The sequence below is a fragment of the Streptococcus infantis genome (genome assembly GCF_047465525.1).
GTDB classification, from domain to species: Bacteria; Bacillota; Bacilli; order Lactobacillales; family Streptococcaceae; genus Streptococcus; species Streptococcus infantis_R.
Genome location: NZ_JASGZS010000013.1, coordinates 28606 through 51414, shown reverse-complemented (window position 1 = coordinate 51414; position 22809 = coordinate 28606). Strand labels below are relative to the sequence as shown.

Below are 22809 nucleotides of genomic sequence, written 5' to 3'. Positions count from 1 at the left end.
ATGCAGGGACAAATCATTAAAGCATTGGCGGGTTTCTACTATGTGGAAAGTGATGGTCAAGTTTATCAAACACGCGCGCGTGGGAATTTTCGTAAAAAAGGTCATACACCCTATGTTGGAGACTGGGTAGACTTTTCTGCAGAGGAGAACTCAGAAGGCTATATATTGGAAATTCATGAACGAAAAAATAGTCTGGTTCGTCCACCCATTGTCAATATTGACCAAGCAGTTGTCATTATGTCCGTTAAAGAACCTGACTTTAATAGCAACTTGTTGGATCGCTTCTTGGTTCTCTTAGAGCACAAGGGTATTCATCCTATCGTTTATATTTCCAAAATGGACTTACTAGAGGATAGCGAAGAGCTGGATTTTTACCAGCAGACCTATCGTGCCATCGGCTATGACTTTGTAACTAGTAAGGAAGAGCTCTTGCCACTATTGACAAACAAGGTGACAGTCTTTATGGGGCAGACAGGTGTGGGTAAGTCAACCCTTCTTAATAAAATTGCACCTGACCTCAATCTAGAGACGGGAGAAATCTCTGATAGTCTAGGTCGTGGTCGCCATACTACTCGAGCTGTTAGTTTTTACAATCTCAATGGTGGGAAAATAGCAGACACGCCAGGATTTTCATCACTGGATTATGAAGTGACAACAGCAGAAGACCTTAATCAGGCCTTTCCAGAAATTGCTTCTGTTAGCCGAGACTGCAAGTTCCGTACTTGTACTCATACCCACGAGCCATCTTGCGAAGTCAAACCAGCAGTAGAAGAAGGCATCATTGCTACCTTCCGTTTTGACAACTATTTGCAATTCCTCAGTGAGATTGAAAATCGCAGAGAAACCTATAAAAAAGTCAGCAAAAAAATTCCAAAATAAGGAGAAACCTATGTCTCAATACAAGATTGCTCCGTCAATTCTGGCAGCAGATTATGCCAACTTTGAACGTGAAATTAAACGCCTAGAAGCAACTGGGGCAGAATACGCCCATATCGATATCATGGATGGTCACTTTGTGCCACAAATCAGCTTTGGTGCAGGTGTGGTCGAAAGCCTTCGCCCCCATAGCAAGATGGTTTTTGATTGCCACTTGATGGTCTCTAATCCAGAGCACCATCTAGAAGATTTTGCGCGTGCAGGGGCAGATATCATCAGCATTCACGTAGAGGCAACACCTCATATCCATGGCGCTCTTCAAAAGATTCGTTCTCTAGGTATCAAACCTTCTGTTGTTATCAATCCTGGAACACCTGTTGAGGCTATCAAGCACGTGCTTCACTTAGTGGATCAAGTTTTGGTCATGACGGTTAACCCCGGTTTCGGCGGACAAGCATTTCTGCCAGAAACCATGGATAAGATACGTGAGTTAGTTGCCCTTCGTGAGGAAAAAGGCTTGAACTTTGAAATCGAAGTCGATGGTGGTATTGATGACCAAACCATTGCTCAAGCCAAAGAAGCTGGCGCGACAGTTTTTGTAGCGGGATCTTATGTCTTTAAGGGAGATGTCAATGAACGAGTGCAAGCTCTCAGAAATCAACTGGACTAAAGCTGCAGTTTTTGCAGGGGGAGACCGCGGTCACTACCGGACAGATTTTGACTGTTTTGTCGGTGTGGATCGAGGCTCACTCTGGGTATTGGAAGAAGAACTTCCTCTTGCTTTAGCCGTTGGGGATTTTGATTCTGTGACTATGGAAGAGCGTCAGTTGATTCAAAAGCGTGCTCATCACTTTGTCCAAGCCCAGCCAGAAAAAGATGATACCGATCTGGAACTAGCACTTTTAACGATTTTTGAAAAAAATCCTCAGGCTCAGGTGACCATTTTTGGTGCCCTAGGTGGTCGCATCGATCATATGCTGGCCAATGTCTTTCTACCCAGCAATCCCAAATTAGCACCCTATATGCGCCAAATAGAGATTGAGGATGGGCAAAACTTGATTAGTTACTGTCCAGAAGGTACCAGTCAGCTAGAACCACGTTCGGACTATAATTATCTAGCTTTTATGCCTGTAAGGGATAGTCAATTGACTATTCTTGGTGCCAAGTATGAGTTGACAGAGAAAAATTTTTTCTTTAAGAAAGTTTATGCTTCTAACGAATATATAGATAGGGAAGTTTCAGTGACTTGCCCAGATGGCTATGTGGTTGTCTTGCATAGCAAGGATAGGAGGTAGGATGGAAAGTTTACTTGTTGTTTTATTAGTTGCTAATCTAGCCGGCCTCTTTCTTATTTGGCAAAGGCAGGACAAGCAGGAGAAATATCTGACCAAGAGTTTAGAAGATCAGGCAGATAATCTCTCAGACCAGCTGGATTATCGCTTCGAACAAGCTCGACAGGCCAGTCAGCTGGATCAAAAAAATCTTGAAGTGGCTGTCAGTGATCGTTTGCAGGAGGTCCGGATTGAATTGCACCAAGGTCTGACTCAGCTTAGGCAGGAGATGAATGAAAATCTCCTCCAAACCAGAGATAAGACTGACCAACGACTACAGGCCTTGCAGGAGTCAAATGAGCAACGCTTGGAACAGATGCGCCAAACGGTCGAGGAAAAGCTAGAAAAGACCTTGCAGACACGCTTGCAGGCCTCCTTCGAGACGGTTTCTAAACAACTGGAATCTGTCAATCGAGGTCTGGGTGAAATGCAGACGGTTGCGCGAGATGTCGGTGCGCTAAATAAAGTTCTTTCTGGAACTAAAACGCGAGGAATTTTAGGAGAATTACAACTGGGACAGATTATTGAAGACATCATGACGCCTACCCAGTATGAACGAGAATTTGCAACGGTTGAAAACTCTAGTGAACGTGTGGAATACGCCATCAAGTTGCCTGGACAAGGTGACCAGGAATATGTCTATCTACCAATCGACTCTAAGTTTCCACTGGCGGATTATTACCGTCTGGAAGAAGCCTATGAAGCAGGTTACAAGGAGGAAATCGAGCGCTGTCGTAAGTCTCTCCTAGCAAGCGTCAAGCGTTTTGCTAAGGATATCAAGACCAAGTACCTGGCGCCACCTCGGACAACCAATTTTGGTGTCTTGTTTGTTCCAACAGAAGGGCTCTATTCGGAAATCGTTCGCAATCCGATTTTCTTTGATGATTTGAGACGGGAGGAACAGATTATTGTTGCAGGTCCAAGTACCTTGTCGGCTCTTCTTAACTCCTTATCAGTTGGCTTCAAGACCCTCAATATCCAAAAGAGTGCTGACCATATCAGTAAAACCCTAGCTAGTGTCAAAACAGAATTTGGCAAGTTTGGAGGTATTCTGGTTAAGGCACAAAAGCATCTCCAACATGCCTCTGGCAATATTGATGATTTATTAAACCGTCGTACTACAGCTATCGAGCGAACGCTTCGTCACATTGAGTTATCAGAAGGTGAGCCTGCGCTTGATTTGCTCCAATTCCAAGAAGATGAGGAAGAATATGAAGATTAGTCACATGAAGAAAGATGAGCTTTTTGAAGGCTTTTACCTGATCAAGTCAGCTGACCTGAGACAGACACGTGCTGGGAAAAATTACCTAGCCTTCACCTTCCAAGATGATAGTGGAGAAATCGAAGGGAAGCTCTGGGATGCTCAACCCCACAATGTTGAAACCTTTACAGCAGGGAAAGTAGTCCATATGCAAGGTCGTCGTGAAGTGTACAACAATACGCCTCAGGTTAATCAAATCACCCTTCGCTTACCACAACCTGGCGAACCAAATGACCCAGCGGACTTCAAGGTTAAATCTCCAGTAGATGCCAAAGAGATTCGTGAATATATGGCGCAGATGATTTTTAAAATTGAAAATCCAATTTGGCAGCGAATTGTTCGGAATCTCTACACCAAATATGACAAGGAATTCTACTCCTATCCAGCTGCTAAGACCAACCATCATGCTTTTGAGACAGGGCTTGCTTATCATACAGCGACTATGGTTCGTTTGGCAGAAGCGATAGCAGATATTTATCCTCAGCTCAATAAGAGCTTGCTCTACGCGGGGATTATGTTGCACGACCTGGCCAAGGTTATTGAGTTGACAGGTCCCGACCAGACAGAGTACACAGTAAGAGGAAATCTTATCGGTCATATTGCTTTGATTGATAGTGAAATTACCAAAGCGGTAATGGAGCTTGGCATTGATGATACTAGAGAAGAGGTTGTACTTCTTCGCCATGTCATTCTCAGTCACCATGGTCTCCTAGAGTATGGTAGTCCAGTTCGTCCTCGAGTGATGGAAGCAGAAATTATTCATATGATTGATAATTTGGATGCCAGCATGATGATGATGACAACAGCTCTGGCCCTTGTTGATGAGGGAGAAATGACCAATAAAGTCTTTGCCATGGACAATCGTTCCTTTTATAAGCCAAAATTAGACTAGAAACTAAAAAAATGAGCTTTATTTAGGTAATAAAGTTCGTTTTTTTAACTCTAGTGTGATATAATGAGAAAAAGACTAAATAAAAAAGAATGGTAAATGCATAATGAAATTAAGAAGAAGTGATCGGATGGTTGTTATTTCCAATTACTTGATCAACAATCCATACAAATTAACCAGTCTCAACACCTTTGCAGAAAAGTATGAATCTGCCAAGTCTTCTATTTCAGAAGATATCGTCATCATCAAACGTGCTTTTGAAGAGATCGAAATTGGTCATATCCAAACAGTGACAGGTGCAGGTGGAGGAGTTATTTTTACACCATCTATTTCTACCCAAGATTCTAAAGCTATTATTGATGAGTTGCGTGAAAAGCTCTCAGAAAGCGACCGTATCCTTCCAGGTGGCTACATTTATCTATCGGATCTGCTCAGCACACCGTCCATCTTGAAAAATATTGGTCGCATTATTGCTAAGAGCTTCATGGATCAAAAGATTGATGCGGTTATGACTGTGGCAACCAAAGGGGTTCCGCTTGCGAATGCGGTAGCAAATGTCCTCAACGTACCATTTGTCATTGTCCGTCGCGACTTGAAAATCACTGAAGGTTCAACTGTTAGTGTCAACTATGTTTCAGGTTCTAGTGACCGTATCGAAAAGATGTTCCTTTCAAAACGTAGCCTCAAAGCAGGAAGTCGTGTCTTGATCGTCGATGACTTCTTGAAGGGTGGAGGAACCATTAACGGGATGATTAGCCTCTTGTCTGAGTTTGATTCAGAGTTGGCTGGTGTAGCTGTCTTTGCTGATAATGTACAGGAAGACCGTGAACAACAGTTCGACTACAAGTCACTCTTGAGAGTCACGAACATTGATGTGAAGAACCAACAAATTGCTGTTGAAGTTGGAAATATCTTTGATACAGAAAAATAAGAATTGACTTGAAATACAAAGGTTGGAACTTTCGTCCCAGCCTTTCTTTGATAATGAATATGAAGGAGTCCTATGAAAACACCATTTATTAAACGTGAAGCCTTAGAAAAGATTGTTGAAGAGTTTCCAACTCCATTCCACCTCTACGATGAAAAAGGGATTCGCGAGAAAGCACGCGCAGTAAACAAAGCCTTTTCTTGGAATAAGGGCTTTAAAGAATACTTCGCAGTTAAGGCAACGCCAACTCCAGCCATTTTGAAAATCTTACAAGAAGAAGGATGTGGAGTGGATTGTTCCAGTTATGTCGAACTTTTGATGAGTCACAAGCTTGGGTTTACAGGGGCGGATATGATGTTTTCATCTAACAACACCCCAGATAGAGAGTATGCTTATGCGCGAGAATTGGGGGCGACTATTAATTTAGATGCCTTTGAAGATATCGAGCATTTGGAATGTGCAGCAGGTATTCCCGAAATCATCTCTTGCCGTTACAATCCTGGTGGCGTATTTGAACTGGGTACGGACATTATGGATAATCCTGGTGAAGCTAAGTTCGGGATGACTAAGGAACAGCTTTTTGAAGCCTTTGCAATCTTGAAAGAAAAGGGAGCTAAAACCTTTGGGATTCATTCCTTCCTAGCTTCCAATACAGTGACCCATCTCTACTATCCAGAATTAGCACGTCAGCTTTTTGAATTGGCAGTAGAAATCAAGGAAAAGTTAGATATTTCACTGGACTTTATCAATCTTTCTGGTGGTATCGGGGTCAACTATCGCCCAGATCAAGAGCCTAATGACATCGCTTTGATTGGTGAGGGAGTTCGTCAGGTTTATGAAGAGGTTTTGACACCAGCAGGCCTTGGTCAGGTTAAGATCTTTACAGAACTAGGACGTTTTATGTTGGCACCTCATGGCATTCTCGTTACAAAAGTTACTCATAAAAAGAAAACCTATCGTACTTATCTAGGAGTAGATGCGTCAGCTGTTAACCTTATGAGACCAGCTATGTATGGTGCTTATCACCACATCACCAATATGATGCATCCTGATGGTCAGACTGAAGTAGTTGATGTTGTTGGCTCCCTTTGTGAAAACAACGATAAGTTTGCAGTTAATCGTGAATTACCTCAAACAGAAATTGGTGATTTGTTAGTTATTCATGATACAGGTGCGCATGGCTTCTCTATGGGATACCAGTACAATGCCAAACTTCGTTCGGCAGAAATTCTCTATACAGAGGACGGTGGAGCACGCTTGATCCGCCGAGCAGAGCGACCAGAGGATTATTTTGCGACTCTCTATGGGTTTGATTTTGACAAGGATTAATAAATATTTTGAAAATCATGAAAGTTGAAAGTGAAAAACAGATTGTTTTCTAAAAAATAGGCAAAATCTGTGGTTTTTCTTTTCAGTCATGGTATAATAAAGACTATAAAACGTTTTCAAGGAAGGTAACGATATGTCTGAGGAAATAATTGACTATGGACAAGTGACAGGAATGGTGCATTCGACAGAGAGTTTTGGGGCGGTAGATGGCCCTGGAATTCGTTTTATTGTCTTTTTGCAAGGCTGTCAGATGCGTTGCCAATACTGCCATAACCCTGATACTTGGGCTATGGAAACCAATAAATCTCGTGTACGAACAGTAGATGATGTTCTAGAAGAAGCGCTTCGTTATCGTGGTTTCTGGGGAGACAAGGGAGGTATCACAGTCAGCGGAGGAGAAGCCCTCTTGCAGATTGATTTCTTGATTGCCCTCTTTACCAAGGCAAAAGAAAAGGGTATCCACTGTACCTTGGATACTTGTGCCCTTCCATTCCGTAACAAACCACGCTATCTAGAAAAGTTCAACAAGTTAATGGCCGTGACAGACTTGGTACTCCTTGATATCAAGGAGATTAACGAAGCACAACACAAGATTGTAACCAGTCAAACCAATAAAAACATTCTGGCTTGTGCCCAGTACTTGTCAGAAATCGGTAAACCTGTTTGGATTCGTCACGTTCTTGTACCTGGATTGACAGACCGCGATGAAGATTTGATTGAGCTTGGTAAGTTTGTAAAAACTCTCAAAAATGTTGATAAGTTTGAAATCTTGCCTTATCACACTATGGGTGAGTTCAAATGGCGTGAACTTGGGATTCCGTATTCGCTTGAAGGAGTTAAACCTCCAACAGCAGACCGCGTGAAAAATGCTAAAAAACTCATGGATACAGAAAGCTATCAAGATTACATGAAACGTGTACATGGATAAAATGAAAGAAGAGGTCGGGATTTTTTCTCGGCCTCTTTTTGACTATAGAAAAGGCTCAGCATTTAAGCTAAGCCTTTTATTTTTTATCTAGAATGTTGTTTACCAGCATTGCGCTTTTTGTTTTTCTTCTTATTAGAAGTTGTGATAGCTGTTGCTGGTTCAGGGGTTACATCTTTACGAGTGCTTGAAGTTTTGCTTGCTTTTGGTGGGTTCTTAGCAAATTCTTCGCGTACTTTTTTACGAAGTTTTGGACGAACGATGTAGTTGATGATAAATTGTTGAAGAATCATCATGAAACCACCGACAACCCAGTAAAGTGTAACGCTGGCTGGTGAGAAGACAGAGAACACGACAATCATGAGAGGGCTCATATAGAGCATCTTCTTGATTTGTTCTCTTTGAGTTTCATCCTCAACTCCATGTAAAGAAAGGAGTGATTGAAGATAGTAAAGGATACCAGCAAAGGCAACCAAAATCATACTAGGTGAGCCTAGAGGAATTCCTAGGTAGCTTGCTTGGGCAACTCCTTCAGTATGTTGGGCAGCAAAGTAGATAGCAGAGAAGAAAGGCATTTGAATGAGGATAGGGAAACATCCCACGCCGCCAAACATGCTGATGCCGTGCTCTTTTTGAGCAGCAAAGAGAGCTTGTTGAGCTTCTAATTTTTCTTCTTGTGTCGTTGCTTCTTTCAGGCGAGTCTGATGTGGTTCAAGGACGTGCTTGAGAGCATTCATCTTTTCAGAGTGAAGGGTCGCCTTCCATGATTGGTAGATACCAAGTGGGAGGATAATCAAGCGAACGATAATGGTTACGATGATGATCCCAACACCGAAACCGAGACCTTGATCATTAGCGAAGTATTTGATAGCTTCTCCCATTGGAGCACCCAAGAAATCCCAAACGGGTCCAGTTGGGAGTCCTGTTGATTTATCAACCTGGACACAACCTGTCAAGACTAATAGCATAGCCACTCCCATGACTGAGAGAGCGATTCGTTTAATTGATTTCACTGTTTTTATTCCTTCTTTAAAAATTATACCTTTCTATTCTACTGTTTTTTTGGAAAATATACAATAGTTCTAGAGACCTAATTTGCGACTTTGAAGTCTGAATAAGATGGAAAGTTACTCAATTGAACATCAAGATAGGTTACTTTAGAGAATGGGGTAGGGCCTTTTCGGATCTCTTGGATAAATTTAGCCATGATGGCTGAAGACTCTGCTTGGGCAAGAATTTCAACGGTTCCGTCATCGTTGTTCCAGACACGACCCGTAATGCCACCTAGTTCTAGAGCTAGGGTATAGACACCCCAGCGGAAGCCCACTCCTTGGACGCGACCTTGGGCGATCATTTTAACCTTTTGCATACCAAACCTCCTTGATTGTGTTATAATATTTCTATGACTATTATAACCTCTAAAGCCAATTCTGTGGTAAAAAATGCCAAGAAATTACATCAAAAAAAATATCGGAAAACCTCATATCTGATTGAGGGATGGCATCTGTTTGAAGAAGCTATTCAGGCAGGTGCAAAGATTGAGAAAATTTTTGCTCTCGCAGAGTATGGTGAAAAATTAGTAGACTATCCTCAGACTGTCCTTGTGACAGAAGAAATCTTGCTCGATTTAGCAGATTCTCAAACGCCTCAGGGCATTGTTGCCATTGTTCAAAAGGAAGAGGAGCAGTTACCAGATTTGAGCCAAGGAAAGTATCTCTTTTTAGAAGATGTGCAGGATCCTGGAAATGTTGGGACCATGATTCGGACGGCAGATGCAGCAGGTTTTTCTGGAGTCATCGTTTCCAGCAAGTCAGCAGATATCTATAGCCTCAAAACGCTTCGCTCCATGCAAGGCAGTCATTTCCATTTGCCGATTTATCGCATGTCTGTCGAAGGGTTTGTGGAACAAGCTAAAAAGAGCGGTTTACCAATTCTAGCAACCACCTTGTCCCAGAACTCTAAAGATTATCGTGAACTGGCTCGGTTAGAAGATTTTGCCTTAGTCATGGGAAATGAAGGTCAAGGCATTAGTCCATTCATGACAGACCAGGCAGATCAATTGGTCCACATCAGCATGAAAGGACAAGCGGAAAGCCTCAATGTCGCTATTGCTGCAGGCATACTCATGTTTTATTTGAGTTAAATGATTTGATTTTTGTTATAATCAGTAAAAAGATTTCATAAGGAGAAAAAGTATGAATCAAACAATTATTCAAGAACGTTCAGGTTTGAATCAATTTTATGCAAAAGTTTATGCTTTTGTAGGAGTTGGGATTGCCTTATCCGCACTTGTTTCAGCCTTGATGTTAACAACTTTCCAAGACCTTCTTGTTCAGTTGATGTTTAATGCCCGCATATGGCTAATCGTGACAGGAGTAGTTGAAGTTGCTCTTGTAATTGCAGCAAGTAATATGGCTTATAAAAATAGCCCAGCAGCTCTTCCGATGTTTCTCATCTATTCAGTAGTGAACGGTTTTTCACTGAGTTTCATCGTATCACTCTATCTACCAGGAACAGTTCTAACGGCTTTCATTTCTAGCGCTGCCCTCTTCTTTGTCATGGCAATTATCGGAGTTGTGATTAAAAAGGACTTGAGTGGTATCGGGCGTGCTTTGATTGCAGCCTTGGTAGGTCTCATTTTAGCTATGATTGTTAATGTATTCTTAAACAGTGGTCTCTTCGACTACATTATCAGTATTGTCATGGTTCTTGTTTTTGCAGGTTTGATTGCTTGGGATAACCAAAAGATTCGCTATGTTTATGAAGAATCAAATGGTCAAGTCGCTACAGGTTGGGCAATTTCTTTGGCGCTTAGCCTCTACCTTGACTTTATCAACCTTTTTCTTAGCTTCTTGCGTATCTTTGGAAGTGACGATTAATACTTTTAGAGCTCAAATGAGCTCTTTTTTAAATTTTTACTTTTATTTTTACTAGCAAAAGGGTATAATCATCTTATTATTTAAAAGGAGAGATGTATGAAGAAAAGTTTTATTCATCAACAGGAAGAAATTTCCTTTGTAAAAAATACCTTTACCCAGTATTTGAAAGATAAATTAGAAGTTGTGGAAGTGCAGGGGCCAATCTTGAGTAAGGTTGGGGACGGGATGCAGGATAACCTTTCAGGGATTGAACATCCAGTTTCTGTTAATGTTTTGCAAATTCCAGATGAATCTTATGAGGTGGTACATTCGCTTGCTAAGTGGAAACGCCATACCTTGGCTCGTTTTGGTTTTGGTGAAGGAGAGGGTCTCTTCGTTCACATGAAGGCCCTTCGTCCGGACGAAGATTCACTAGATGCGACTCACTCAGTCTATGTAGACCAGTGGGACTGGGAAAAAGTTATTCCAAACGGACAGCGCAATCTTGCCTATCTTAAAGAAACGGTAGAAAAGATTTATAAGGCTATTCGTTTGACAGAGTTAGCAGTAGAAGCACGCTACGATATTGAGTCAATTTTGCCTAAGCAAATTACCTTTATCCATACAGAAGAGTTGGTGGAACGCTATCCAGACTTGACACCTAAAGAACGTGAAAATGCTATTTGTAAGGAATTCGGTGCGGTCTTCCTAATTGGTATCGGTGGAGAATTGTCAGATGGAAAACCTCATGACGGACGTGCACCGGACTATGATGACTGGACAACCGAATCTGAAAATGGCTATCATGGCTTGAATGGGGACATCCTTGTTTGGAATGATAATTTGGGTGCAGCCTTTGAATTGTCTTCAATGGGCATTCGTGTCGATGAAGACACTCTCCGTCGCCAAGTAGCTATCACAGGAGATGAAGACCGCCTTTCTTTGGAATGGCACAAAGCTCTATTAAATGGACTCTTCCCATTGACAATTGGTGGAGGAATTGGCCAATCTCGTATGGCTATGTTCCTACTTCGTAAGAAGCACATCGGTGAAGTCCAAACCAGTGTTTGGCCACAAGAAGTGAGAGACACCTACGAAAATATTCTTTAATCAATCGAGCCGTAAGGTTCGATTTTCTTTTTTTGATAAGAATTTGGTATAATATACGGTATGAAAATCGTATCAGGTATCTACGGAGGGCGTCCTTTAAAGACGCTGGACGGTAAAACGACAAGGCCAACATCAGACAAGGTTAGGGGCGCTATTTTTAATATGATTGGTCCCTACTTTGAAGGCGGGCGAGTGCTAGATCTTTATGCTGGTAGCGGTGGTTTATCCATTGAGGCAGTTTCAAGAGGGATGTCCAGTGCCGTTCTGGTTGAGAAGGATCGTCGAGCTCAGACTATAGTCGCAGAAAATATCCGAATGACTAAGGAAACCTCTAAATTTCAATTATTGAAAATGGAGTCCAGTCGTGCTTTGGAGCAGGTGGACGGTGTCTTTGATCTTATTTTCTTGGACCCTCCCTATGCAAAAGAACAAATCGTGTCCGATATTGAAAAAATGGCAGAGAGAAATCTTTTTTCAGAGGATGTCATGGTGGTTTGCGAAACAGATAAATCAGTAGAACTTCCAGAAGAAATCGCTTGTTTGGGCATCTGGAAGGAAAAAATATATGGGATTAGTAAGGTGACGGTTTATGTCAGATAAGATTGGGCTATTTACAGGTTCCTTTGATCCGATGACCAATGGACATTTGGATCTCATTGAGCGTGCAAGTAAGCTCTTTGATCAATTGTATGTGGGAATTTTTTATAATCCTCATAAAACAGGATTTTTGGCGATAGAGAGCCGAAAGAAAACTGTTGAAAAAGCAGTGGCCCATCTGAATAATGTCAAAGTCATAGCTTCTCACGATGAATTAGTCGTTGATGTTGCTAGAAAATTAGGTGCAGAGGTCTTGGTGCGTGGCTTGCGTAATGCAACAGATCTTCAGTATGAAGCCAGTTTTGATTTTTACAACCATCAACTAGCAGGAGAAATGGAGACAATCTACCTCCACAGTCGCCCAGAGCATGTATACATCAGCTCTTCAGCTGTGAGAGAACTATTGAAATTTGGTCAAGATATCAGCGGGTATGTACCAAATGCTGTCCTAGAGGAGTTAAACAATGAAGAAAAAAACTAGATGGCCCTTATATCTCATTATTGGGCTCATTATCACTTTTATCGCTTTTACAGTGCCCCTGCCTTATTATATCGAGGTGCCAGGAACTTCTGAAGATATTCGAAAGGTTTTACAAGTTAATAACCAACCTGACCAAGAGGAAGGTTCCTATCAATTTGTGACAGTTGGAGTTAAGCACGCTAGACTGGTTGACTTAGTCTATGCTTGGCTAACACCTTTCACGGACATACATAGTGCCAAAGAGATGACTGGTGGTTCATCAGATGCGGAATTTATGAGAATCAACCAGTTTTACATGGAAACTTCGCAAAACATGGCCAAATATCAAGGCTTGAAAACGGCCGGTAAGGAAATTGAGCTTAAATACTTAGGTGTCTATGTTTTGACTGTAACAGATAACTCGACTTTCAAGGGGGTTCTCAATATTGCTGACACCGTAACCGCTGTGAATGATAAAACTTTTGAGAGTTCAAAAGAGATGGTTGACTACGTTAATTCTCAAACTCTAGGTGATCAGGTTAAGGTTACTTATGAGGAGGATGGAAAAGTCAAAACTGCTGAAGGAAAGATCATTACTCTAGAAAATGGGAAGAATGGTATCGGAATCGGTTTGATTGATCGCACTGAAGTATCTAGTGATGTACCAATCAAGTTTTCAACTGCTGGCATTGGTGGTCCTAGTGCTGGGATGATGTTTAGTCTATCCATCTACACGCAAATTGCAGACCCTACTCTTCGAAATGGACGCATTATTGCGGGTACAGGAAGCATCGATAGAGATGGGAATGTTGGTGATATTGGTGGAATTGATAAAAAGGTTGTGGCCGCAGCTAAAAAGGGAGCTACTGTATTCTTTGCTCCTAACAATCCAGTAACTGAGGAAGCTAAAAAGGCAAATCCAAATGCCAAGAGTAACTATGACACAGCTCTAGAAGCAGCTCAAATGATTAAAACAGACATGAAAATCGTTCCAGTCAAAACGCTTCAAGATGCGATTGACTATTTGAAAAACAATCCCTAAACAGTAGGCGAATCCCTAAACTAGCGTAGAAAAAAAGAAGATGGTATAATAGGCAAATGATTCAATTGTTTTTTACCCTTAGTAGTCATATGTTTTTTGTCTACCTAGTCTTTCAGCTCTTGAAAGATTTGGTCAGATGGGATCAAATTTTGAAGGTGACAAAGGATAATGCGAAAAAGGTTCGACTCTTGGTAGTATTGTGTAGTATCGGTTTAGGATATCTGATTAGTTCCTTTTTTCTGAATCTCTACCAACTTTGGCAAGAAGCAGTACGAGGCTTATTATAATTTCTATGTTTTATAATAAGCAGATATTTCGGGAGTTAACAAAAATATTGGGAGAATTAAATATAATGGATATTGTAATTTTATTGTTAATAACGCTATTAATTTATTTGTTGCCCCAAAATAAGGAATATCTAAGTGTTGAATCTACATCAGGGCTTAGAGGTTTCCTTGCTTTAGGGATCATATTTCATCATTTATCACCATTGGTTAAAACTGGTGAAGAATTTTCTAATTTTTCATATATGGGGACCTATATTGTTTCTATATTTTTCTTTTTATCTGCTTACGGGTTGTATGTTCAAAATGAAAGTAAGGAAAATTACCTAGATAATTTTTTAGAAAAAAGACTTTCTAAAATTATGGTTCCATTTTTTATTATCTCTTTGATTTATATGTTTGCCAGATTCGTAAACGGTCAATTAATGGATTTAAATTTTTTTATTAATTTATTTAAAAAAGGAAGTACAATTATATATAATGGTTGGTTCGTTGATATTATAATTTTAATGTATGTGTTCTTTTACATATCGTTTAAGTTTTTTCAAAATAAGCTCTTATCTATTGTTCTCAATACAATATTTATAATCTGTTATATCTGTTTGGCTATAAAATTAGGCTATAGTTTCTGGTGGTATAATAGTGTTTTGCCCTTCATTATTGGTCTAATATGGGCTAAAAATCAAAATAAAATTGATAGATTTTTAGATAGGTATTACTTTATAGCAATTATTTTAGTAACTGTGTTACTCTTTTTCTCACATAAATACAATATTTTGTTGAAGTATGTACATTTAGAAGATAGCTATAGTTATGCACTGGCCGCTAATTTAGATAATATTATTTTTACAATCTATTTTATTATACTTTTTTTGAAAAAAATAAATTTTTCAAATGTCTATTTAACTTTAATAGGTCGTATATCATTTGAATTATATATGATACATGGATTAGTAATCTCTATTCTAGAAAAAATATTTGTGTCATCCAGAGTAAATGATGTGTTATTTACATTTTTTGTATTGATGATAAGTCTGATTTTGGCTTGGATTATTAACAAATTAGTTAATAGATTTACTCAAAAAGTAAGTCTATTTATAAAATCAACATTAAAGGAAAATACTCTATGGAAAAAATTGTAGTTCAAGGTGGCGATAATCGTTTGGTTGGAAGTGTTACCATCGAGGGCGCAAAAAATGCAGTTTTGCCACTACTTGCAGCAACTATTTTAGCAAGTGAAGGAAAAACGGTCTTAAAAAATGTTCCTATTTTATCGGATGTTTTTACCATGAATCAGGTGGTTCGTGGATTAAATGCGAAAGTAGACTTTGATCAAGAAGCACATGTTGTTGAAGTTGATGCTACTGGAGACATCACCGAAGAAGCTCCCTATAAGTATGTCAGCAAAATGCGTGCTTCAATTGTAGTATTGGGGCCAATCTTGGCTCGTGTAGGACATGCTAAAGTTTCGATGCCAGGTGGCTGTACTATCGGTAGTCGCCCTATCGACCTTCACCTAAAGGGACTCGAAGCGATGGGGGCTCAAATTACTCAAACGGCAGGATATATCGAAGCTAAGGCAGAACGCTTGCACGGAGCTCACATTTACATGGACTTCCCAAGTGTAGGTGCTACTCAAAACTTGATGATGGCAGCAACTCTTGCTAACGGCGTTACAGTCATTGAAAATGCTGCGCGTGAACCTGAGATTGTCGACTTGGCTGTTCTCCTAAATAAAATGGGTGCCAAGGTCAAGGGGGCAGGAACAGAAACTGTAACGATTACTGGTGTTGAGCAACTACACGGTGCGACCCACAATGTTGTGCAAGATCGTATCGAAGCAGGGACCTTCATGGTAGCAGCTGCCATTACAGGTGGAGATGTCTTGATTCAAGATGCCATCTGGGAACACAATCGTCCCTTGATTGCTAAATTATTGGAAATGGGTGTTGAAGTCATTGATGAGGACGAAGGAATTCGTATTCGTTCTCAACGTGAAAAATTAAAGGCTGTCCACGTTAAGACACTTCCACATCCAGGATTTCCGACAGATATGCAAGCGCAGTTCACTGCTCTAATGACCGTTGCTCAAGGTGAGTCAACTATGGTAGAGACTGTATTTGAGAATCGTTTCCAACATTTAGAGGAAATGCGTCGTATGGGCTTGCACTCTGAAATCATCCGTGATACAGCCCGTATCGTCGGAGGACAGCCTCTCCAAGGTGCAGAAGTTCTATCGACAGACTTACGTGCCAGTGCAGCCTTGATTTTGACAGGCTTGGTAGCTGAAGGTGAAACAGTTGTAGGAAAGCTTGTCCATTTAGATAGAGGTTACTACCGTTTTCATGAAAAATTAGCTCAGTTAGGAGCTAAGATTGAACGGGTAAGTGTGGAAGCTGATGAAGATGAATAAACGATCCAAATATGTCTTACGTCGCTTTATCCTAGTAATTGTAGTATTACTACTAGGATTCTTAGCTCTTGCTATTGGTTTGATGATTGGCTATGGTATTCTAGGAAAAGGTCAAGATCCTTGGGCTATTTTAGCACCAGCAAAATGGCAAGAACTCATCGCAAAATTTACAGGAAAATAGACTGGGAGACCAGTCTTTTTCTAGGAAGTGAATGTATAGTAGATTGAAATAAGGTATGAACAATTCGATTAGGAAAGTCAAACTAATTTCTAGAAATATTTTTAACATCCGTAATGTACTATTCTAGATTCAATCCGCTATAATACTCAATGAAAATCAAAGAGCAAACTAGGAAGCTAGCCGCAGGCTGCTCAAAACACTGTTTTGAGGTTGTGGATAGAACTGACGAAGTCAGCTCAAAGCACTGCTTTGAGGTTGCAGATGGACGCTGATGTGGTTTGAAGAGATTTTCGAAGAGTAGAAGGAGAAAATATGAATAAAAAAACAAGGCAGGCCCTAATTGGCCTCTTGCTCTTTTTGCTCTTGTCAGCAGGAAGCTACTATATTAAACAAATGCAGTCTTCCAACACTGCACCACAAACACAAGCAAAACAAAAATCACAGTCGTCGGATACTCCAAGTCAAGAACTGGCTGAAAGTGTCCTAACAGATTCGGTTAAAAAACAAATCAAGGGCACTCTAGAGTGGAATGGCGCAGGAGCCTTTATCGTCAATAACAATAAAACCAATCTAGACGCCAAGGTTTCAAGTAAACCCTATGCGGATAACAAGACAAAAACGGTAGGAGGAGAGACAGTTCCCACAGTAGCGAATGCAATCATGTCAAAAGCAACAAGGCAGTACAAGGACCGTGAAGAAACTGGCAATGGTTCAACATCTTGGACGCCTGCGGGTTGGCATCAGCTTAAGAACCTAAAAGGAAGCTATAACCATGCGGTCGATAGAGGACACTTGTTAGGCTATGCCTTGATAGGTGGCTTAGATGGCTTCGATGCTTCTACCAGCAATCCTAAAAATATTGCCGTACAGACAGCTTGGGCCAACCAAGCGCGTGCAGAAGATTCCACAGGCCAAAACTACTATGAAAGTCTGGTTCGAAAAGCCCTAGATCAAAACAAACGAGTGCGTTACCGTGTGACGTTGCTCTATGCGTCTGAGGAAGACTTGGTGCCGTCTGCATCCCAGATTGAAGCTAAATCCTCTGATGGAGAATTGGAGTTTAATGTCGTGATTCCAAATGTCCAAAAGGGAATTCAGTTAGATTACCGAACAGGTCAAGTTACGGTTACAAAAGCAAAATAGACTAAAAATCCCTTATCTCCTCAGATAGGGGATTAACTATTGAAATCGTAAAATAATGTGTAGAAGAGAAAAAATGTGGTATAATAGACTCAATTATACTATTTAGGAGAAGGAAAATGGAAGACCCGAGCAGTCAGGATTTGTTACTGCAATTTGTTTTATTAGTTGTTTTGACCTTTTTAAATGCCTTTTTCTCTGCAACAGAAATGGCCATGGTTTCACTTAGTCGTTCACGTGTTGAGCAAAAAGCTGAGGAGGGAGATAAACGCTATATCCGTTTACTAAAGGTACTTGAAAACCCCAATCACTTTTTATCAACCATTCAAGTTGGTATCACCTTAATTACGATTTTATCAGGGGCTAAACTAGCAGATTCACTTGGAGAATTGATCGCCTCTTGGATGGGAAATAGCGAAACTGCCTATGCGGTAGCTAGCTTCTTATCACTAGCTTTCTTGACCTATATTTCTATTGTTTTTGGTGAGCTTTATCCTAAGCGAATTGCTCTAAATCTTAAGGATGCCTTGGCTATCAGAACAGTACCGTTTATTATTGCTCTTGGTAAGATTGTGAGTCCCTTCGTTTGGATGCTCTCAGCATCAACTAATCTCTTGAGTCAATTGACACCGATGACATTTGACGATGCAGATGAAAAAATGACTCGTGATGAGATTGAGTACATGTTGTCTAAGAGTGAAGAAACCTTGGATGCTGATGAAATTGAAATGTTGCAGGGGATTTTCTCACTCGACGAACTCATGGCACGTGAAGTCATGGTTCCACGAACAGATGCCTTTATGGTAGATATTCAGGATGATACTCAAACCATTATCCAAAGTATCTTGAAACAGAATTTTTCTCGTATTCCTGTTTATGATGGAGATAAGGACAATGTTATTGGATTGATTCATACTAAGAGTCTCCTTAAAGAAGCCTTTGCCAGCGGGTTTGACAATATTGTCTGGAAGCGAATCTTACAAGATCCACTCTTTGTACCTGAAACTATTTTTGTGGATGATTTATTAAAAGAGTTTAGAAATACTCAAAGACAGATGGCTATCCTTCTGGATGAGTATGGAGGTATGGCTGGTCTAGTTACACTAGAGGATCTTCTTGAGGAGATTGTCGGAGAGATTGACGACGAAACTGACCGTGCTGAGGTTTACGTTCATACTATTGGTGAGAATACCTACATTGTTCAAGGTACGATGAACTTGAACGACTTCAATAGTTATTTCGATGTTGAGCTTGAAAGTGATGATGTAGATACAATCGCTGGTTATTATTTGACGGGTGTCGGAACTATTCCAACAACTGAAAAACTTAGCTATGAATTGGAAAGTGCCAACAAACACATTACATTGACTAATGACAAAGTCAAAAATGGCCGTGTGACCAAGCTTAAGGTTCAAATTCAAGAACTTATATCAGAAGAAGAAACAGAATAAAACAAAAGCTTTATCAGAGCAGAACTGATAAAGCTTTTCTAGTAGTTAAAAAGAAAAGACTCCTGTAGAAGCCTTTGATAATATAGAGGCGGTAGACGGCTGGTACTACCTGAAACCAGATGATAGTATGATAGACAAGCCAGAGTTTACGATTAAGCTTGATGCTTGATTACGACCAAATAAAATGTGATATAATAGTTGTGGAATAACGGAGGAAATGATGGATCATGAAAAAATTGGTCAGGTTACTAATGAAGTAAAAGAGATTTTTAATATTGTTCTTGAAGCTAGCGACATCAAGGTTAACAAAGAAGGACTGAGAAGTCATATGATGAAACGCCATCATAATGATGTGATTCATCATATTGAAGACTTGGAACTCATACTAAGTAATCCAGATTTCGTTGGGGTCAATCCACGAGAGAAAGACGTTAGTTTTGAATATGTAAAAAGATTTGATGATAATGTACTTGTTGCTATCAAGTTACATAAAAGTGGCGATTTCTTTTACGTCCCGACCATGTATCGTATACAAGATTATAAGTTACAAAGTCGTATTAAGTCTGGTAGATTGAGAAAAATTGACAAAAAAAGTAGATAGTGCTAGAATAAAAATTAACGAAAGACATTTGAGGGCAGAAAGGTTCCTGCCGCACCTTGAAAAAGGTATCTGAGATGCTGGGTACACCGACCAGCCAAGTGTCCGTTATTTCAAAAGAGGGGCTGTAATGCTCCTTTTTTATTCGAGAATTTTAAAATAGGTTATACCAAACGCAGGCTCAGGCTTGAGGTTTTTATTTGAAATAATAAAAGCAGTGACCGAAATCACTGTTTGTCAGATAAGGCAAAATCATAAAGTTTTTCTGCTGTGAGAAGTGCCATTTTGTCCATGCTTGTTTTTCCTTTTCTGAGGTCAGAAACAGTAGTCCACGGAACTCCAGCGCCTTGCGAAATAGCAGATGTAGATATCGAACTGTCTAATAATTCTTGAATAACTTTTCTCATTTTATTTGTCCTTTTTATTTTTGAGATCAATTATACATTGATGGTAATTATAAAAATAGCTATTGCACTAACCATTATTTTTACTCTTTTCATTTGATAAAATAGAGGTGTAAGGGGCTTTCGCCCCGACCTCTTAGCGTTTACCTTTTCTTTTGTCGGAATTTTGGGTTACGCTTTTTGTTTTGCCTTGTGACCGTTATCGCGGTCATTAGACTTGCGATAGCAGTTCCTGTTTCAGGTATATTGTCTATCGCTAAGCCAATCTTCTTTGTTCACTTTCCCCCTTTCCTTTGCTTGATTACATCATGTCACGGGGAAGCGATAAAATCAAGACTTTTAATGAAGTTTTTAAAACGTCCTCGCCCCAAATCCGCCCCAGAAGTTTTCTAAAGTTATCCTTTTTTATCCTGAAATAAAAATAAAAAAGCCCATAAAATCGGGCTTTTTGTCTGGATAAATTCCGATAAAATCGGTATTATAAGGCGGTAGACGGATTTGAACCGACGATCAAGCTTTTGCAGAGCCGTGCCTTACCACTTGGCTATACCGCCTTAACTTTTATTATTATACCTTTTAAATTAAATCTCGTCAATAGTTTCTTTTCTGAAAATGTAAGTTTTCCTGCTTGCAAAAGGTATGCGACAAAATATTCTGAAAATTCGTTTACTTTTGAAAGGGATTATGGTATAATCAACAGTATCTCATTAATTTTAATAGAGGAGTTAATTAAACATGAAAAAAAGTCGGATTCTTGCAGTAGCAGGGGTTGCCCTACTTGCAACAGGCGTTCTCGCAGCTTGTGGTTCTTCAAAAACATCAAATGCTGAAGCACCAAAAGCATATGGTTATGTATACACTGCTGATCCAGAAACATTGGACTACCTTACCTCTGGTAAACAAAGTACAAAAGTTGCCACTTCAAACGGTATCGATGGACTCTTTACAAATGATAAGTATGGTAACCTTACTCCTGCAGTCGCTGAAGATTGGTCAGTATCTCAAGATGGTTTGACATATACGTATAAAATTCGTAAAGGTGTAAAATGGTTTACCTCTGATGGTGAAGAGTATGCAGAAGTAACTGCAAATGACTTTGTTACAGGTTTGAAACACGCAGCCGACAATAAATCAGCCGCTCTTTACCTAGCACAAAATTCTGTTAAAGGATTGGCTGACTACTTGTCAGGAAACAACACAGATTTCTCTGCAGTAGGTGTTAAAGCAGTCGATGATTACACTCTTCAATATACATTGAACCAACCAGAACCATACTGGAACTCTAAATTGTCTTACGGAATTTTCTGGCCTTTGAACGCAGAGTTTGAAAAATCAAAAGGTAAAGACTTTGGTAAGGCGACAGATCCAACATCGTTGCTTTACAATGGTCCTTTCTTGCTTAAAGGATTGACAGCTAAGTCTTCTATCGAGTTTGCAAAGAATGAACAGTATTGGGATAAAGACAATGTTCATATCGATACTGTAACGCTTGCTTATTTTGATGGTTCAGACCAAGAATCAATCGAGCGTAACTTTACAAGTGGAGCCTACAGTTATGCCCGTCTCTACCCTACTAGCTCAAACTATTCTAAAGTAGCAGAAACATATAAAGATAATATCTACTATACTCCACAAGGTTCTGGTGTTGCTGGTTTGGGTGTCAATATTGACCGCCAAAGCTATAAGTATACTTCAAAAACAACTGACGAAGAAAAAACTTCTACTAAGAAAGCCCTTCTTAATAAAGATTTCCGTCAAGCTTTGAACTTTGCATTTGATCGCACTTCATATTCGGCTCAGATTAATGGTAAAGATGGAGCAGCACTTGCTGTTCGTAACCTTTTTGTAAAACCAGACTTCGTTTCTGCAGGTGATAAAACATTTGGCGACTTAGTTACTGAGAAGGTCGTTTCTTATGGTGATGAATGGAAAGATGTAAACTTTGCAGATGCTCAAGATGGACTTTACAATGCAGATAAAGCGAAAGCAGAATTGGCTAAAGCTAAGAAGACTTTAGAAGCAGACGGCGTGAAATTCCCAATTCATTTGGACATTCCGGTTGACCAAGCATCTAAAAACTATATTGCTCGTATCCAATCATTTAAACAATCTGTTGAGACTGCTTTGGGTACAGATAATGTAGTCATCGATATCCAACAAATCACTACAGATGAATTACAAAACGTCACATATTATGCAGCTAGTGCAGCAGCAGAAGATTGGGACCTTTCAGGTGCCGTTGGATGGAACCCAGACTATGAAGATCCGTCAACTTACCTTGATATCCTAAAATCTACTAACAGTGAAACAACTAAGACTTACATGGGCTATGATAATCCATCAAACCCAGCGGTCGCTCAAGTTGGCTTGAAAGACTATGACAAGTTAGTTGATGATGCAGCTAGTGAAACAAGCGATCTTAACAAACGTTATGAGAAATATGCAGCAGCTCAAGCTTGGTTGACAGATAGCTCACTCTTCCTTCCAGCTATGTCTTCTACAGGAGCAGCACCAGTTATTTCTCGTGTAGTGCCATTCTCAGCATCTTACACTCAATCTGGTGATAAAGCCGCAGATGTTTACTTCAAATATCTTCAATTGCAAGCTAACACTGTAACAACCAAAGAGTACAAAGAAGCTCGTGAAAAATGGCTCAAAGAAAAAGCTGAATCAAACGAAAAAGCTCAAAAAGAGTTAGCGAGTCATGTGAAATAAATAATGCTCATCAGAAC

The 22809-nt window shown here is 40.0% G+C and carries 26 protein-coding genes and 1 tRNA gene; 23 read left to right on the top strand and 4 right to left on the bottom strand.

The window, feature by feature from the left end; translation table 11 throughout:
* The 8 genes from rsgA (at position 1) to pflA (ending at position 7542) form a co-directional block, all read left to right on the top strand.
* Entirely contained in the window at positions 1-879 is an 879-nt protein-coding gene (rsgA, locus tag QM374_RS06330) for a ribosome small subunit-dependent GTPase A (RefSeq protein ID WP_414311203.1), read from the top strand.
* Between the two features lie 10 nt (positions 880-889).
* A complete protein-coding gene (gene rpe / locus QM374_RS06325) occupies positions 890-1546 on the top strand; it encodes a ribulose-phosphate 3-epimerase (protein WP_414311202.1) in 657 nt (218 codons plus the stop codon).
* Positions 1509-2171: a thiamine diphosphokinase gene (locus QM374_RS06320; RefSeq protein ID WP_414311201.1), complete on the top strand. Its 663-nt coding sequence runs from the start codon at positions 1509-1511 to the stop codon at positions 2169-2171. Before rpe ends, QM374_RS06320 begins: the two co-directional genes overlap by 38 nt.
* 1 nt (position 2172) lies before the next feature.
* Positions 2173-3429, top strand: coding sequence for a DNA recombination protein RmuC (gene rmuC, locus QM374_RS06315; RefSeq protein ID WP_414311200.1), 1257 nt, complete (start codon positions 2173-2175; stop codon positions 3427-3429).
* Positions 3419-4360: a 3'-5' exoribonuclease YhaM family protein gene (locus QM374_RS06310; protein WP_000703215.1), complete on the top strand. Its 942-nt coding sequence runs from the start codon at positions 3419-3421 to the stop codon at positions 4358-4360. The genes rmuC and QM374_RS06310 overlap by 11 nt, the downstream gene beginning before the upstream one ends.
* Before the next feature lie 103 nt (positions 4361-4463).
* Entirely contained in the window at positions 4464-5288 is an 825-nt protein-coding gene (purR, locus tag QM374_RS06305) for a pur operon repressor (RefSeq protein ID WP_414311199.1), read from the top strand.
* Between the two features lie 72 nt (positions 5289-5360).
* Positions 5361-6614, top strand: a complete 1254-nt coding sequence (locus QM374_RS06300) for a diaminopimelate decarboxylase (RefSeq protein ID WP_414311198.1) — start codon at positions 5361-5363, stop codon at positions 6612-6614.
* A gap of 133 nt (positions 6615-6747) precedes the next feature.
* Positions 6748-7542, top strand: coding sequence for a pyruvate formate-lyase-activating protein (gene pflA / locus QM374_RS06295; RefSeq protein ID WP_371559333.1), 795 nt, complete (start codon positions 6748-6750; stop codon positions 7540-7542).
* An 83-nt stretch (positions 7543-7625) separates the two neighbouring features.
* Here the strand turns inward: pflA and yidC are convergent, their stop codons facing one another.
* Both yidC and QM374_RS06285 read right to left on the bottom strand, forming a co-directional pair.
* Positions 7626-8552 carry a membrane protein insertase YidC gene (gene yidC, locus QM374_RS06290; RefSeq protein ID WP_045762702.1) on the bottom strand — a complete coding sequence of 309 codons (927 nt, stop codon included), beginning with the start codon at positions 8550-8552 and terminating at the stop codon, positions 7626-7628.
* Between the two features lie 77 nt (positions 8553-8629).
* Positions 8630-8908, bottom strand: a complete 279-nt coding sequence (locus QM374_RS06285; RefSeq protein ID WP_001174501.1) for an acylphosphatase — start codon at positions 8906-8908, stop codon at positions 8630-8632.
* Positions 8909-8941: 33 nt separating this feature from the next.
* On the opposite strand from QM374_RS06285, the gene QM374_RS06280 reads away from it, so the two are divergent.
* From QM374_RS06280 to QM374_RS06215, 14 genes are all read left to right on the top strand, one after another.
* Positions 8942-9682, top strand: a complete 741-nt coding sequence (locus QM374_RS06280; RefSeq protein ID WP_414311197.1) for a TrmH family RNA methyltransferase — start codon at positions 8942-8944, stop codon at positions 9680-9682.
* A 52-nt stretch (positions 9683-9734) separates the two neighbouring features.
* Positions 9735-10418, top strand: coding sequence for a Bax inhibitor-1 family protein (locus tag QM374_RS06275; RefSeq protein ID WP_248035175.1), 684 nt, complete (start codon positions 9735-9737; stop codon positions 10416-10418).
* Positions 10419-10514: 96 nt separating this feature from the next.
* On the top strand, positions 10515-11507 hold the full coding sequence (asnA, locus tag QM374_RS06270; RefSeq protein WP_414311196.1) for an aspartate--ammonia ligase: 993 nt from the start codon (positions 10515-10517) through the stop codon (positions 11505-11507).
* Between the two features lie 60 nt (positions 11508-11567).
* The gene (gene rsmD / locus QM374_RS06265) at positions 11568-12107 is read left to right on the top strand and encodes a 16S rRNA (guanine(966)-N(2))-methyltransferase RsmD (RefSeq protein WP_414311195.1); all 540 of its coding nucleotides are present in this window, start codon (positions 11568-11570) and stop codon (positions 12105-12107) included.
* Entirely contained in the window at positions 12097-12585 is a 489-nt protein-coding gene (gene coaD, locus QM374_RS06260) for a pantetheine-phosphate adenylyltransferase (RefSeq protein ID WP_248035169.1), read from the top strand. Before rsmD ends, coaD begins: the two co-directional genes overlap by 11 nt.
* Positions 12569-13606: a SepM family pheromone-processing serine protease gene (locus tag QM374_RS06255; protein WP_000730763.1), complete on the top strand. Its 1038-nt coding sequence runs from the start codon at positions 12569-12571 to the stop codon at positions 13604-13606. The genes coaD and QM374_RS06255 overlap by 17 nt, the downstream gene beginning before the upstream one ends.
* 56 nt (positions 13607-13662) lie before the next feature.
* Positions 13663-13893, top strand: coding sequence for a DUF1146 family protein (locus QM374_RS06250; RefSeq protein ID WP_371559349.1), 231 nt, complete (start codon positions 13663-13665; stop codon positions 13891-13893).
* 65 nt (positions 13894-13958) lie between these two features.
* Positions 13959-15032, top strand: coding sequence for an acyltransferase family protein (locus QM374_RS06245; protein WP_371559351.1), 1074 nt, complete (start codon positions 13959-13961; stop codon positions 15030-15032).
* Positions 15017-16303 (top strand): UDP-N-acetylglucosamine 1-carboxyvinyltransferase, encoded by a 1287-nt coding sequence (gene murA / locus QM374_RS06240; RefSeq protein ID WP_414311194.1) that lies wholly within the window; start codon positions 15017-15019, stop codon positions 16301-16303. Before QM374_RS06245 ends, murA begins: the two co-directional genes overlap by 16 nt.
* Entirely contained in the window at positions 16290-16484 is a 195-nt protein-coding gene (locus QM374_RS06235; protein ID WP_080979309.1) for a DNA-directed RNA polymerase subunit beta, read from the top strand. The genes murA and QM374_RS06235 overlap by 14 nt, the downstream gene beginning before the upstream one ends.
* Before the next feature lie 149 nt (positions 16485-16633).
* Positions 16634-16756: a hypothetical protein gene (locus QM374_RS06230; RefSeq protein WP_414311193.1), complete on the top strand. Its 123-nt coding sequence runs from the start codon at positions 16634-16636 to the stop codon at positions 16754-16756.
* A 40-nt stretch (positions 16757-16796) separates the two neighbouring features.
* Entirely contained in the window at positions 16797-17627 is an 831-nt protein-coding gene (locus QM374_RS06225) for a DNA/RNA non-specific endonuclease (protein WP_414311192.1), read from the top strand.
* 116 nt (positions 17628-17743) lie between these two features.
* Complete coding sequence (locus QM374_RS06220; RefSeq protein WP_414311191.1) at positions 17744-19075, top strand: hemolysin family protein; 1332 nt, start codon at positions 17744-17746, stop codon at positions 19073-19075.
* Between the two features lie 220 nt (positions 19076-19295).
* Positions 19296-19676 carry a PBECR2 nuclease fold domain-containing protein gene (locus QM374_RS06215; protein ID WP_414311190.1) on the top strand — a complete coding sequence of 127 codons (381 nt, stop codon included), beginning with the start codon at positions 19296-19298 and terminating at the stop codon, positions 19674-19676.
* 224 nt (positions 19677-19900) lie between these two features.
* Here QM374_RS06215 and QM374_RS06210 read toward each other — a convergent pair whose 3' ends face one another.
* A complete protein-coding gene (locus QM374_RS06210) occupies positions 19901-20080 on the bottom strand; it encodes a hypothetical protein (protein ID WP_414311189.1) in 180 nt (59 codons plus the stop codon).
* 480 nt (positions 20081-20560) lie between these two features.
* Positions 20561-20631: transfer RNA gene (locus tag QM374_RS06205), tRNA-Cys, on the bottom strand.
* Between the two features lie 181 nt (positions 20632-20812).
* On the opposite strand from QM374_RS06205, the gene QM374_RS06200 reads away from it, so the two are divergent.
* Positions 20813-22792: a peptide ABC transporter substrate-binding protein gene (locus QM374_RS06200; RefSeq protein ID WP_414289639.1), complete on the top strand. Its 1980-nt coding sequence runs from the start codon at positions 20813-20815 to the stop codon at positions 22790-22792.
* The last annotated feature ends 17 nt before the right edge of the window (positions 22793-22809 follow it).